The 13027-nt window shown below is 40.3% G+C and carries 13 protein-coding genes; 5 read left to right on the forward strand and 8 right to left on the reverse strand.

Annotated elements, in window-relative coordinates; translation table 11 throughout:
* Nucleotides 1-11 precede the first annotated feature (11 nt).
* On the reverse strand, nt 12-1037 hold the full coding sequence (locus tag R0J88_RS13250) for a polysaccharide deacetylase family protein (RefSeq protein ID WP_203985763.1): 1026 nt from the start codon (nt 1035-1037) through the stop codon (nt 12-14).
* Between the two features lie 42 nt (nt 1038-1079).
* Between R0J88_RS13250 and R0J88_RS13255 the strand changes: the two genes are divergently transcribed.
* A complete protein-coding gene (locus R0J88_RS13255; RefSeq protein WP_410900140.1) occupies nt 1080-2351 on the forward strand; it encodes an MATE family efflux transporter in 1272 nt (423 codons plus the stop codon).
* Nucleotides 2352-2354: 3 nt separating this feature from the next.
* Here R0J88_RS13255 and R0J88_RS13260 read toward each other — a convergent pair whose 3' ends face one another.
* On the reverse strand, nt 2355-2624 hold the full coding sequence (locus R0J88_RS13260) for a hypothetical protein (protein ID WP_006793794.1): 270 nt from the start codon (nt 2622-2624) through the stop codon (nt 2355-2357).
* 9 nt (nt 2625-2633) lie between these two features.
* Entirely contained in the window at nt 2634-3209 is a 576-nt protein-coding gene (gene nfuA / locus R0J88_RS13265) for a Fe-S biogenesis protein NfuA (protein WP_006793795.1), read from the reverse strand.
* A 148-nt stretch (nt 3210-3357) separates the two neighbouring features.
* Here nfuA and R0J88_RS13270 point away from each other — a divergent pair, with 148 nt between their 5' ends.
* Nucleotides 3358-5907 (forward strand): M14 metallopeptidase family protein, encoded by a 2550-nt coding sequence (locus R0J88_RS13270; protein WP_410900141.1) that lies wholly within the window; start codon nt 3358-3360, stop codon nt 5905-5907.
* A 10-nt stretch (nt 5908-5917) separates the two neighbouring features.
* Here the strand turns inward: R0J88_RS13270 and R0J88_RS13275 are convergent, their stop codons facing one another.
* Complete coding sequence (locus R0J88_RS13275; RefSeq protein ID WP_410900142.1) at nt 5918-6592, reverse strand: ComF family protein; 675 nt, start codon at nt 6590-6592, stop codon at nt 5918-5920.
* A gap of 74 nt (nt 6593-6666) precedes the next feature.
* Between R0J88_RS13275 and bioH the strand changes: the two genes are divergently transcribed.
* The 3 genes from bioH (at nt 6667) to R0J88_RS13290 (ending at nt 8661) form a co-directional block, all read left to right on the forward strand.
* Nucleotides 6667-7407 carry a pimeloyl-ACP methyl ester esterase BioH gene (gene bioH / locus R0J88_RS13280; protein WP_410900143.1) on the forward strand — a complete coding sequence of 247 codons (741 nt, stop codon included), beginning with the start codon at nt 6667-6669 and terminating at the stop codon, nt 7405-7407.
* Nucleotides 7408-7496: 89 nt separating this feature from the next.
* On the forward strand, nt 7497-7805 hold the full coding sequence (locus R0J88_RS13285; RefSeq protein ID WP_006793799.1) for a hypothetical protein: 309 nt from the start codon (nt 7497-7499) through the stop codon (nt 7803-7805).
* A 4-nt stretch (nt 7806-7809) separates the two neighbouring features.
* Nucleotides 7810-8661: a putative metalloprotease CJM1_0395 family protein gene (locus R0J88_RS13290; protein WP_410900144.1), complete on the forward strand. Its 852-nt coding sequence runs from the start codon at nt 7810-7812 to the stop codon at nt 8659-8661.
* Between the two features lie 157 nt (nt 8662-8818).
* On the opposite strand, the gene R0J88_RS13295 is transcribed toward R0J88_RS13290, so the two are convergent.
* From R0J88_RS13295 to greB, 4 genes are all read right to left on the reverse strand, one after another.
* Nucleotides 8819-11143 carry a Tex family protein gene (locus R0J88_RS13295; protein WP_410900145.1) on the reverse strand — a complete coding sequence of 775 codons (2325 nt, stop codon included), beginning with the start codon at nt 11141-11143 and terminating at the stop codon, nt 8819-8821.
* Between the two features lie 166 nt (nt 11144-11309).
* Nucleotides 11310-11891, reverse strand: a complete 582-nt coding sequence (locus R0J88_RS13300; protein ID WP_008129108.1) for a CBS domain-containing protein — start codon at nt 11889-11891, stop codon at nt 11310-11312.
* 52 nt (nt 11892-11943) lie between these two features.
* Nucleotides 11944-12249, reverse strand: a complete 306-nt coding sequence (locus R0J88_RS13305; protein ID WP_010557746.1) for a hypothetical protein — start codon at nt 12247-12249, stop codon at nt 11944-11946.
* 110 nt (nt 12250-12359) lie between these two features.
* Nucleotides 12360-12842 carry a transcription elongation factor GreB gene (gene greB / locus R0J88_RS13310; protein ID WP_410900146.1) on the reverse strand — a complete coding sequence of 161 codons (483 nt, stop codon included), beginning with the start codon at nt 12840-12842 and terminating at the stop codon, nt 12360-12362.
* Nucleotides 12843-13027 lie beyond the last annotated feature (185 nt).

The raw sequence follows: 13027 nt of genomic DNA on the forward strand, positions 1-13027 counted from the left end.
AAAGCTCAAATTTATTGAATAACCCAAGGCTGAGAAAACCAATAATAGCTGTTCGGTTTTTTAATTGAAGGCGCTGTACAATTAAAGCGTGAACGGCCTTTGTTCAGTTTTTTAGGTGATGTTACCTCTACCGTATTATCAGTCACCCAGTTCAAGTTTGCTTTGCCAATCCCCGACACATAACAAGCCAGTTGAGACTTGTTAAAATCATCAACTTCAAACCCAATGGTTAACACAGGTGGGTTTTGGGTTGTTACGCTATTTTCATAGCTTAATTGAGTAATATTAAATGCCTGAGAATTTAATTTGGTTGCCAGTGTTTTTATGTCGCTATAAACGCCAGATGCAGGAAAGCGAGGTAATCGACTAAAGTTAGCGTGTTTATTTAGAGCACCAGAATGCTGGCCAATGCCTATATAGCCAAGCTCTGTCACTAAAGCTTGTAGCTCGTTATCAAACTCTCCGTAGGGGTAAGCTAAATATTTATAGTTGTGGCCTATCTCTTCTTTTATACGTTGTTGTGAATGAACAATATCTTGGGTGATACGTTTTTTCCATTGCGTGTTAGTTTCACCGTCAAGTTTTACATGTAAATAGTCATGCTGTGCGGTGTGGTTACTTATAAGTGCGCCTTTTTTGCTCAGTTCTTTAAGTTTATCCCAACCCATCACATAGCGTTTACCTTCGTCTATGAGCTTAGGGTTAACAAAAATTGTGTATGGATAGCCAAACTTTTCGAGTATTGGAGCGGCTTGATCATAATTATTGTTGTAACCATCATCAAACGTGATGGCGACGGTTTTATCAGGTAAGGTATGGCCTTGTTTTAAAGCATCAAGTAGTTCATTTAAGGCAATAACATTAAAATTATTATTTTTTAAATAGTTTAGATGCTCTGTAAACGTTTCTTCGCTCACACTAGTGACCGCCGGCAGGGTTTCACTTACATGGTGGTACTGTAAAATAACACCAGCATGAGCACGTAAAGATAACCCAATAAGAGTCAATAAAAATAAATGAAACAATTTCTTATACATAATAAAGCACACCATAAAAGCTTGCTGTTGTTAGCAGGACCAATGATATTATCAAATATCACCGTGCCACTGTTAGGAATAGTTGATACCGCGGTCATTGGCCATTTAGGCAGTGCTCATTATTTGGCTGGTATTGCGTTGGGCTCAGCTGTTATTTCCATTTTATTTTGGCTCGCGGGTTTTTTAAGAATGAGCACGACCGGCATGGTTGCACAAGCCTATGGCCAAAATGACTTAGCCCAATTAGCTGCTTTACTCAAACGAAGCCTATTACTTGCCAGCATAGTGGCATTATTTCTTATTGCTATGTCTCCTTTAATAAAACACGCAATAGCATTTTTATCAGACGCCAATAATGCCGTGCTAAGCGAGGCTTATACTTATTTTAGTATTCGAATTTTTAGCGCGCCAGCGGCACTATGTAACTTGGTTTTATTGGGTTGGATGTTAGGCGTTCATTATGGACGAGGGCCATTTTACTTATTGTTGGTAACAAATAGTGTAAATATTGTGCTTGATATTTATTTTGTTGTTTTTTTAGATTGGGCTGTAGCAGGCGCGGCATGGGCATCGTTAATCGCTGATTATACTGCGCTGGTATTCGCGCTGTTTTTAGTGACTAAACTCGCAAAAAAACAAGGTGTAGTATTAAGTACTCCGCACTGGTTTAGCTTTAAAAAAATGGCAGGGTTATTGAGTTTAAATCGCGACATTTTCATTCGCTCTTTAATACTTCAGTTGTGTTTTAGCTTTATGACTTTTTATGGCGCGCGTATTGGCGAAACAACCCTTGCAGCGAACGCAGTATTACTAAACTTTTTAATGTTAGTCAGCTTTGCACTGGATGGTATAGCTTACGCAAGTGAGGCTAAAGTAGGCCAAGCTAAAGGTCAGCAAAGTGTAAGTAAAATACAGCTGTGGGTAAAAATAAGTGTATTTTGGGGAATATTATTTGGCGTGATTTATAGCGTGTTTTTTGCTGTGTTTGGCGCTTATATAATTACGCTATTAACCAACGTACCTGAGGTTATTAATGAGGCTACGCAATATTTACCATGGGTAATTGCTTTGCCATTATTAGCAATGAGCTGCTTTTTATTTGATGGTGTATTTGTTGGTTTAACGCGCGCTAAAGATATGCGAAATAGTATGTTGCTATCGGCAGCTGTTGGGTTTTTTGGTGTATTCTGGGTATTTAATGATTGGCAAAATAATGGGCTATGGCTTGCGATGAGCTGCTTTATGCTAATGCGTGGAGTTACATTAATAATAAAATATCAAACGCTTAAAGCTAATAATCAGCTGCTAGATTAACGTTTATTTCCACAGATCAGGATCGTGATGTTTGGGCCCTATTTCTTTAATTACTTGCGAAAAGCGATTGGCAAAAATGCCACTGTAGCCCCAAAAAGCAAAAAATAGCGCAGGTATTAAAATTAAAACGCCAATAATTTGCAAACTGTAATGACTATAGTAACCCGCAAAAATAAAAATCACGGCTAGCACAAACAGTGCTACGCCGCGAAAAAACCGCTTTAAACTCAGCTTAGGGTTGCTCCCTAAGCGGTATATAAGAGGCTTTAGCATTTACTTGGCTTAATAGTAAGAGTGCTCGCCAGCTTCGTGATCAGTAATATCTGCAACACCTGTGATCTCGTCAAACTTAGCTATCATTTCTTTTTCGATGCCTTCTTTTAACGTTACATCGATCATAGAACACCCATTACAACCGCCACCAAACTGAAGCACTGCAACGCCAGCAGCTGTAATCTCTACTAGGCTTACTTGGCCGCCATGGTTAGCTAGTTGTGGGTTTACTTCTGTTTCAAGCATGTGCTGAACACGTTCGTTTAATGATGCATCATCACCAATTTTACGTGCTTTTGCATTAGGTGCTTTAAGCGTTAGCTGAGTACCCATTTTGTCGGTAACAAAATCAATTTCAGCTTCTTCTAAAAAAGGAGCACTTTCAGCATCAACAACGGCATCAAATCCGTTAAAATTTAAGCGAATATCGTTGTCTTCAACGGCGTCTTCTGGACAATAAGAAACACCACACTCGGCTTGTGATGTACCAGGGTTTACAACAAAAACGCGAATATTGGTCTGTTGTGATTGATCTGCTAATAGTTTAGCAAAATGTGCTTGTGCTGTTTCGGAAATAGAAATCATAAAAACGGCTTTATACCTGACTAAATTACTCGGATACTGCATATCATACTCCGCTCATCGTGTTGCGGCTAGTGTTGAGCGTAAAAAGTTGGCATCTATTTTAAGCAATGCTAGCGTGCAATTAACAAACATTTTTAGAGTGATCTATATGCGTTTATTAATAACAATAATGGTGGTAATGCTGAGTTTTTCAAGTGTAGCAAAACCGCTTTCATACTATTTTGAAGACGATGTTGTATTCGACCCAGCCATTCCTACGCCAGAAGAAGTATTGGGTTATCAAGTAGGTGAGTGGCATGTAAGACACGACCAACTCGTGCGCTACATGGAAGTACTTGCTCAAAAGAGCGATAGAATAAACTTTGAGATAATTGGCCGCACACATGAGCAACGACCACTGGTAATGTTAACGGTTACAGCGCCAAATAAATTAACTCAAATAGAGCAAATACGCCAAGCGCACTTGGCTCGTTTGGGTAATAACAGCAAAAAAGCAAAAGATGAACCTGCAGTCGTTTGGATGGGCTACAGTGTGCACGGTAACGAATCATCGGGAAGCAATGCATCGCTTTTAACGGCTTATTACTTAGCTGCAGCACAAGGTGATGAAATAAATAACCTATTAAACAATACCGTTATTTTGCTCGACCCATCATTAAACCCCGACGGACTTGCACGTTTTGCTAATTGGGCAAACAGTAACCGCGGCATGAATTTGTCATCAGATCCTAAAACTCGTGAGCATACCGAAAACTGGCCAAGCAGCCGTACTAATCATTATTGGTTTGACTTAAACCGAGATTGGCTATTGCTACAGCACCCTGAGTCGCGTGCGCGTATTGCAAAATTTCATCAGTGGAAACCAAATGTACTTACCGACTTTCATGAAATGGGCCCAAACAGCAGCTACTTTTTTCAGCCGGGTATTCCAAGTAGAAAGCACCCAATTACGCCAATTGAAAACGTAACATTAACCAAAGCAATTGCTAATTATCATGCCAAAACATTGGATGAAAATAATGCACTGTATTTTACAGAAGAAAGCTTTGACGATTTTTACTACGGTAAAGGTTCAACTTACCCAGATGTGAACGGGGGTATAGGTATTTTGTTTGAGCAAGCAAGCTCTCGAGGCCATATACAAGAAACCATTAATGGCCCTTTAACGTTTCCATTTACTATAAAAAATCAGTTATTAACGAGCTTATCTACCTTTAAAGCGGCGGTTGAAAACCGTCAAGCGTTGCTTGACTACCAAGCTAAATTTTATAATCAAGCAGCAGAGCTTGCAAGTGACGAAAACTTTGCAGGTTATGTTGTTGAAGGTGCAAAAGACAGCACCCGAATTACTGACTTTTTAGCGCTATTAGAGCAACATAAAATAAAGGCATTTGAACTTACTAAACCACTAAAAGCAGGTGGCATAAACTTTACTACCAACAGCTATTATGTGCCTTTAGCACAGTCTCAATATCGTTTAGTTAAAGCGATATTTAGCGAGCAAAAAAACTTCGCAGACAATACGTTTTACGATGTATCTGGCTGGACATTAGCGCACGCATTTAATCTACCCTTTGCAAAAGTAAAAAGTAACTGGGGGCTAGACGTTGCAGATGCTCCTTGGAATAAAGCACCTAAAGCACCCCTATCAAGTTTAGAGTCAGCGTATGCATTTGGTTTTGCATGGGACGACTACTTAGCGCCTAAAATGCTAAATACATTATTAAAGCAAGGTATAAAAGCACGCGTGGCATTGAGCGCCTTAACGGCAAAATCGAGCGCGGGCGACATAAATTTTGAGCCAGGGAGTATTATTATTCCGGCTGGTTTACAAACACAGCAAAACTGGATTACTTTGTTAAACACTGCGCAAAGTGAATTTGGTATTGCCATAAAACCTATTACAACGGGCTTAACCAGTAAAGGTGCTGATTTAGGTTCACGCTCTATGGCAGTTGTTAAAGCACCCAAGGTTTTACTAATTGGCGGCCAAGGCACTAGCCAGTACGAAGTAGGTGAAGTGTGGTACTACCTAGATAGGTTTGTAGGTGTTGCTCCCACAATTGTTGAAATGACGCGTTTAAGTTCACTTGAGCTTAGTGATTATAGCCATATTGTGTTGGCCCACGGCAATTACAATAGCTTAACGGATGCAGAAAAAGTAGCGATTAAAAGCTGGGTAAGAAAAGGCGGTGTTATTTGGGGCCACAAAGGCGGTGCTAAATTTTTAGTCGACCAGCAACTACTTAAAGCAAATTATTTATCGCGACAGGATTTAGCTGGTGCTTTCAAAACTGAAGGCTTAAGCTATGGCGATAAAGATCATCTAGCGGGGCGTCAGCGTATTGCTGGGGCTATTTTTAATACTAGCGTGGATTTAACGCACCCATTAACCTTCTCACTCACGCGCGACACCTTACCGGTATTTAAAAACAGTACATGGTTACTTGAAGCGTCAGATGCCCCTTTTGTAAATGTACTAACCTACACAAAACGCCCGTTGTTAGCTGGCTTTACTGATTCTGTAAATGTAGAGCAAGTAGCTGAAGGTGCTGGTTTAATAGCACATTCGTACGGACGCGGCAGTGTTATTGCTATGACCGACAACCCCGTATTTAGAGGTTACTGGTATGGTACAAGTCGATTGCTTAGCAATGCACTGTTTTTAGGCCATACATTCCGCGCAAGTGGCCAGTAACATAAATTAGCTAAATTGGCGTTAAACAGGTTGTGAATGCCCACACTTGTTTAGCGCCGGCCTTCTTTAAAGCCTGAGTTGCGGCATTTAATGTTGCGCCGGTTGTCATAATGTCATCAACAATAGCGACTGTTTTACCGCTCATATCTTCAGTACATATAAATGCATTGGTTAGATTTTTAATACGTTTTGCTTTAGTGAGCTGCGATTGCGCATGGGTTTTTTTATTACGGATAAGCGCATTATTTAAAACAACGCGAGAGCACAAACAAGGGTGCCATACTTGGCTTACTTGATTAAAACCTCGCTTTAAAAATCGGCTTTTATGCAAAGGTAAAATTATAAATAGATCAGGAGATTGCGTGCTGTATTTAAAAAACGCATTGAGCTGCCTGTGTACAACCTGCTGAAGTGCTTTTTTGTAATGTATTTGGTTACTAAATTTAAGTTGGGTTAGCCACTGCTCAAATGGAGGGCGGTAAAAAGCGCAAGCAAATAACCTGTCAAATTCGCAGCTAGGAAACATATCAACAATATCAGGTCGGTGAAGTAAATTTGGGTGTTTAGTTACATCTAGTAATGCTAAATCCTCTAAGCAATATTCACATAAACCTAGGCTTGCACTTACAGGGCTTTTGCACTGTACGCAATACGACGGGAACAGCCAGTTAAACAGACCTTTCATGAGATAGTGCCTTCCATTGCAATCATCTTTTTAAACGTTATTATGAGCCTAAGTTTGGTTAAGAATATGCAAATATGCAAAAAGAGTTAGTACTTTTACATGGTTGGGGAATGAATCAAGGCGTTTGGCAACTTATACAGCCAGAGCTTGAAAACTTATATACAGGACAAGTACGTAGCCTTGATTTACCTGGGTTTGGTAATAGCGCAACCACATTACCAACCCCGTATAATTTGCATGATGCCGCTATGCAATTAAGTCAACAGTTAAAACCTCATTCTATTTTAATGGGGTGGTCTTTAGGTGGTTTGTTTGCTCTATACATTGCAAAGCATTGGCCTGAAAAAGTAGCGAAGGTTATTTTAGTCGCATCGACACCTTATTTTGCAGAGCAGGGTGAATGGCCGGGAATTAGTGAAAAAGTACTAACTCAGTTTAAAGACCAATTGGTTAATCACAGAGAAAAAACCATTGAGCGCTTTTTGGCTATTCAGGCTATGGGAAGTGAGTCAGCGAGAGATGACATAAAGCAGCTTAAACAATTGCTAAATCAATATTCAGAACCCAACAGTGAGGCGTTAGCGGCCGGTTTAGATATTTTACAAAATAATGATTTACGCGATTTATTTGCAACGTGTCCGGTAAAAATTATGGGTGTATTTGGTCGCTTAGATGCTTTAGTGCCGTATAAAGCAATAGCTAAAATGTCAGTACTAAATGCTGAGTTTGAATACCAAGTAATAGATAAAGCATCTCATGCTCCGTTTATTTCTCACAAAAATGAGTTTTTATCTATCGTTAAATCAATGCTTTAAAAATGCGACGATAATTGCGCCCCGTAAAGCTTTATTTTGCGCATAAACTGAGCGATAATTAAACAATATTTAAGTGGTGGAGGTTTACCATGTCAATCGGATCTGTATTTAATAATGGTGTTGAAGGGTTTAACCGTGCAAGCCAAGGTATTGAAAAGGCCAGCGCAGAAATAAACCGTGCCAGTATAGAACAGCAAGACGATGCGCAACTTGCACAACAGCGACAGTTAGTTGCAGCAACGCCAGACGAAGCAGTAACAGCACCGGTTGCTCAGCCTGCGCGTATTGACGAATCACTTGTTAACCTAAAAGTTGAAGAATTTAACGCTAAAGCTAATGCGCAAACAATTCAAACAGCTGATGACGTACTGGGTACGTTAGTCGACATTAAAGTGTAATTTAATGAATATTGTCACGCCATTTCCATCAATAAATATAAACACAGCCAATGTTTATACGGAAACCGCTCGTCGTGACAATCAACTGCGGGAAGTAATTCCTGCTCCTTCTGCAAATAGCGCAAGTAATACCGAAACCAAAGCGCAAAGCGATGCTGAAAAAGCCAAATTACCAGGTAATAATGAGGGTGCAACGTATAGTGCATCGGGTAAGTTAGCTGACGAAAAAGTGGTTCAAGCGCGCGACGATGAAAACGCTGAGAACCCAGAGGAGTCTGAAGAGCAAAAAGCGCAGCAACAAGAGTCTGAGCAAGAACAGCAAGTTTTAGAGCAAGAGCAGCAGCAAATAAAAGAGCTAAAAGCGCGCGATACTGAAGTGCGTATTCACGAACAAGCTCATGCTTCTGTAGGCGGTAAATATGCGGGTTCGCCAAGTTATGAATATCAACGTGGTCCTGACGGCACTAACTATGCAGTGGGCGGCGAGGTACAAATTGACGTTGCTGAAATTCCAGGTGATCCCCAAGCAACCATAGAAAAAATGCAAACGGTTAGAGCTGCAGCCCTAGCTCCAGCTGAGCCTTCGGGTGCTGATCGATCAATAGCGGCGGACGCGACTCAAAAGCTGGTAGCAGCTCAGGCTGAACTTGCAGCGCCTCAAAATGATGAAGACGACAGCGCTGAAAACAATAGCAAAGCGTCATTTACAAGCAGTGAAACGCAAGAAACTAAAACGGCAGAAAGTGAAAAGCAAACACGAGATGCAGACGTGGAAGCACGCGCAGGACGAATTGCTAATTTTTATCAAATGGCAACTTCGCCATCCACACAAAGTGGTTTTTCAGCAATCTCTTAGCGAATAGCCTGAACTTCGAATATTAAACTATTCACAATAAATTATTTTTAATGCTTACTGATTTGAATTAAAAAAACCGCTTTCGCGGTTTTTTTTATTTTAAAGCGTAGAGCGCTTTCCGATTTTTACTTAAAAGCTAAACAAGCTATATGGCCTGCTATTTTTTTACTTTGGCATTCGCAAATGCATCGGCAAACGCGTTACCCATAACCGCATTACCGCTATCACGTTTAGGTTTAGCAGCTTTTGGTTGCGCATTGTTAGTGCGCGGCTGTTGTTTTTGTGCAGCAGGGGCTGGCTTGTTGCTGGTGTCTATTTCGTCGTTTAAACGCATGGTAAAGCTAATACGTTTACGCGAAGCATCAACCTCCACTACTTTAACTTTTACAATGTCGCCCGCTTTAACTACTTCGCGAGGATCAGATATAAACTTATTCGTAATCGCCGAAATATGCACTAACCCATCTTGGTGAACACCTACATCTACAAACGCACCAAAGTTAGCAACATTCGATACAACACCTTCTAAAATCATACCTGGTTTTAGGTCACTTATTTTCTCTACACCTGCTTTAAACTCAGCTGTTTTAAACTCTGGACGTGGATCGCGACCCGGCTTATCAAGCTCAGTAATAATATCGGTAACCGTAGGTAAACCAAATTTTTCGTTGGTGTAGTCGTTAGCAACGAGCTTGTTTAAAAATTCGCTATTACCAATTAATGTGGTTACTTCTGCGTTGTTTTTTTCGCAAATTTGCTTAACAACAGGGTAGGCTTCAGGGTGAACTGATGAGTTATCAAGTGGATCGCTGCCATTGTTAATTCGTAAGAAACCAGCAGCTTGTTCAAATGCTTTTGGCCCTAAACGTTCTACTTTTTTCAGTTCACTACGTTTTGCAAATGATCCATTGGAATCGCGGTAATTTACAATGTTTTGCGCTAAGGTTTTGTTTAATCCTGATACGCGTGTAAGTAAAGGAACCGACGCCATATTTAAATCAACACCTACCGAGTTTACACAGTCTTCAACAACGGCTGTCAGTGTTTGTCCGAGTTGGCTTTGCGACACATCGTGTTGATATTGCCCTACACCAATTGATTTTGGCTCTATTTTAACAAGCTCAGCAAGCGGATCCTGCAAGCGACGTGCAATCGATACCGCGCCACGTAATGACACATCTAAGTCAGGAAATTCGTTAGCTGCAAATTCAGATGCTGAGTAAACCGACGCGCCAGCTTCGCTCACCATAATTTTATTAAGTTTTAACTCGGTATTTGCTTTCATTAGCTCAGCAACCAATTTGTCTGACTCGCGCGACGCTGTACCGTTACCAATGGCAATAAGTTCTACTTTGTGTTGGCGGCAAAGTTGCTCTAGTGTACGCAGCGATTTATCCCAATGGTTTTGCGGGGCATGAGGGAAAATAGTTTGCGTAGTTAGCAGTTTACCTGTGCTGTCTACAACAGCAATTTTGCAACCGGTACGTAAACCGGGATCAAGTCCAAGTGTTGTGCGTGGACCTGCAGGTGCCGCCATTAGTAAGTCTTTTAAGTTTTTAGCAAATACATCAATAGCGCCAGCTTCTGCTTTTTCGCGCATGGCTGCAAAAAACTCGTTTTCTAAGTGTAAACCTAGCTTAATTTTCCAAGCCCATTGCACCACGCTTAAAAGCCAAGTACTCGCTGTTTGGTCGGTAATATTTAAGCGATAATGCTGTGCAATCATATTTGCACAAAGTTGAGCAGGGTTTTCAGAACTTGGCTCTGGGTTTACATTTAATTGAAGTATGCCTTCGTTGCGAGCTCGCAGCATAGCTAATGCACGATGAGAAGGAACTTTAGTAAGTAGCTCCTGATGATCGAAGTAATCGCGATATTTAGTGCCCGCTTGTTCTTGACCTTTAATTACCGTGCTTTGTATTGCACCGTTTTGGCTTATGTGACTTCTTAATTTAGCGAGTAATTTTGCATCTTCGGCAAAACGCTCCATTAAAATAAATTTAGCACCATCAAGCACGGCTTTTGTGTCATCAAAGCCTTTATCAGCATTAATGTACTGCTCAGCGTGTTGCTCAGGATTTAAACTCGCGTCGGTAAATAACGCATCGGCTAAGGGCTCTATGCCTGCTTCTATGGCTATTTGGCCTTTGGTGCGGCGTTTTGCTTTATATGGAAGATATAAATCTTCGAGTTCTGTTTTACTTTGCGCGCTAGTGATGTCGGCTTTGAGCTCTGCGGTAAGCTTCTTTTGAGATTCGATAGTCGACAAAATAAAGCTACGACGCTCTTCAAGTTCTCGAAGGTAAGATAAACGCTGCTCTAGCAAGCGCAATTGAGTGTCATCTAAACCGCCGGTGACTTCTTTTCTGTAGCGGGCAATAAAGGGAACAGTTGCGCCTTCATCAAGTAATTTTGTTGCAGCAACAACTTGTTGTTGTTGTGCATTTAGCTCACTGGCTAAACGTGCAGAGATATCGCTCATGCAAAAACCTTTTTAAACAAAAAATAAGACCAGAAATAAATATCTGGGTCGGCTAATTGCTTGAATAATATCACATGAAGTTGTAATAAAAAGCTCTTAAAGCAAGCTATTTAACTTGCTTTAAGACGGTTGCTTTGGTTGAGGTAGTTAAGCGATAAAACAACCTCTAATGAGGGTGGTCTACGCTTTCTAGTACGTCGCTAAACGAAGTGGCAATTGGGCTAATGTGCAGCGGAATATGTAATGTTTTAGCAATTTGGCGAGCTGAAATTAATCCACATATTTCGTTATTGGCTGTTGTTACTAATAAAAACATCGCCCCTTGATGCTCCATTGTTTGCAAAGCATCGCCCACACAGGCATAACTTAAGCTTTGCATGCTGACACCCATTAGCTGGTTTATTGGGGTCATTACATGGCGAAGGCTCACTTCATTTCGCGGTGTATTTAAACGTTGAGCAATAATAGTAATTTTAGCACTTTGTAAATCAGCACTTGAAACAATACCTATTAGCTTGTGGTCGTCATCCATTACTAATACAAAGTCAGACTGCTGGCTGCTCGTTTGTTTTAGGGCATCAGCGATTATTGTTTCGTGCTGTGCTCGAACAGGTTTTTTTTGTGTAAAGTTATTCACCATTTTTAAAGCGGGTGAGGCCAAATCGATTAACGGTTGATTGTCAGCAAATGATTTTGCAATAACACCATGAGAGATATTTTGGGTACGTAATTCTTTAAAGTTAGACATAATATCCACCTATTAGTTAAAAATTTAATTAAATTGAAAGTAATAAATTAAATTAAATAACAGGGGGCCCACGTTGGTACGCAGTGCTAAACGGTCTGCTAAAAGATGAACTCTTGTAAAAAGAGTGAGCGCCTTTAGGGAGTGGTTGAGCTGCCTTAAGGGAAGTGACATCAACAAATGAATCTTCGTCAAAGTCAGGAGTTGCCTGATCGGGAATATCTAAGGCAATTAAATTATTTAAAACGGTTGGGTGTTCAAGGTTGGTGTTTTGGTTGCTGGCATGCAAAGTCAAACTCACACTCATAAAAAGTGCAAACAATACGGCATTACTAAATATGCGCTGTACTACGTTTGACATAACCATTACAACCTTTGCTAATCCCACATTAAAATTATGTGCGAGCTATTTATATATAGCCTAATGCGATAATTTAAACAATCAAAAGTTAATATGATCTGAATCAAATGCTACTTAGCCGTTTTTTGATACTCAATTGAGTTTATGTACCACTCTTTTTTTCCCTGCGGTGTCATTACTTCAAAATCGTCATCGACTTGTTTTTTAATAAGCGCCCGGGCCATGGGTGAGTCGATAGAAATATAGTCTTTTCGGTCGTAAATTTCGTCTGGGCCAACAATTCTGAACTTTTTTATGTCGCCATGCTCATTTTCTATTTCGACCCACGCACCAAAAAATACTTTTCCGTCTTGTACGGGGGAGTAATCAATAATATTTAAATCGGGAATACGTTTTCGCAAATAGCGAACACGTCGGTCTATTTGGCGCAGCAGTCGCTTATTATATTGATAGTCGGCATTTTCAGAGCGATCGCCTAAGCTTGCTGCCCAGCTGACTATTTTTGTTACTTCAGGGCGTTTTACATTCCACAGGTGATCGTGTTCTTGTTGCAGTTGCAAATAGCCTTCACGGGTAATTAAATTTGTTTTCATCGACTTTTAATTATTAGCACTAATGATGGGCACGGTAATAAACTTAGAAAAATTTGTCGAGCTTAAAGTGTTTAAAGCAGCCATTATTGTTGTTTGAAATGTTCAGTAACAATCTAAGGCCGTAATTAGTTTTTGATTATTTGTTTTTTCATTTATATTAATACTTAATTGGATATAAAAATAAG

Origin of the sequence: Pseudoalteromonas sp. SIMBA_162 (genome assembly GCF_046535955.1) — a bacterium.
Classification (GTDB): domain Bacteria; phylum Pseudomonadota; class Gammaproteobacteria; order Enterobacterales; family Alteromonadaceae; genus Pseudoalteromonas; species Pseudoalteromonas marina.

What these genes read in the sequence shown, in the direction of transcription:
- R0J88_RS13295 (WP_410900145.1), bottom strand. Translation starts at nt 11,143, where the DNA reads ATGAGCGATATCTCTGCACGTTTAGCCAGTGAGCTAAATGCACAACAA.
- R0J88_RS13255 (WP_410900140.1), top strand. Translation starts at nt 1,080, where the DNA reads ATGATATTATCAAATATCACCGTGCCACTGTTAGGAATAGTTGATACC.
- R0J88_RS13285 (WP_006793799.1), top strand. Translation starts at nt 7,497, where the DNA reads ATGTCAATCGGATCTGTATTTAATAATGGTGTTGAAGGGTTTAACCGT.
- R0J88_RS13300 (WP_008129108.1), bottom strand. Translation starts at nt 11,891, where the DNA reads ATGTCTAACTTTAAAGAATTACGTACCCAAAATATCTCTCATGGTGTT.
- R0J88_RS13250 (WP_203985763.1), bottom strand. Translation starts at nt 1,037, where the DNA reads ATGTATAAGAAATTGTTTCATTTATTTTTATTGACTCTTATTGGGTTA.
- R0J88_RS13290 (WP_410900144.1), top strand. Translation starts at nt 7,810, where the DNA reads ATGAATATTGTCACGCCATTTCCATCAATAAATATAAACACAGCCAAT.
- greB (WP_410900146.1), bottom strand. Translation starts at nt 12,842, where the DNA reads ATGAAAACAAATTTAATTACCCGTGAAGGCTATTTGCAACTGCAACAA.
- R0J88_RS13305 (WP_010557746.1), bottom strand. Translation starts at nt 12,249, where the DNA reads ATGTCAAACGTAGTACAGCGCATATTTAGTAATGCCGTATTGTTTGCA.
- R0J88_RS13270 (WP_410900141.1), top strand. Translation starts at nt 3,358, where the DNA reads ATGCGTTTATTAATAACAATAATGGTGGTAATGCTGAGTTTTTCAAGT.
- bioH (WP_410900143.1), top strand. Translation starts at nt 6,667, where the DNA reads ATGCAAAAAGAGTTAGTACTTTTACATGGTTGGGGAATGAATCAAGGC.
- R0J88_RS13260 (WP_006793794.1), bottom strand. Translation starts at nt 2,624, where the DNA reads ATGCTAAAGCCTCTTATATACCGCTTAGGGAGCAACCCTAAGCTGAGT.
- R0J88_RS13275 (WP_410900142.1), bottom strand. Translation starts at nt 6,592, where the DNA reads ATGAAAGGTCTGTTTAACTGGCTGTTCCCGTCGTATTGCGTACAGTGC.
- nfuA (WP_006793795.1), bottom strand. Translation starts at nt 3,209, where the DNA reads ATGATTTCTATTTCCGAAACAGCACAAGCACATTTTGCTAAACTATTA.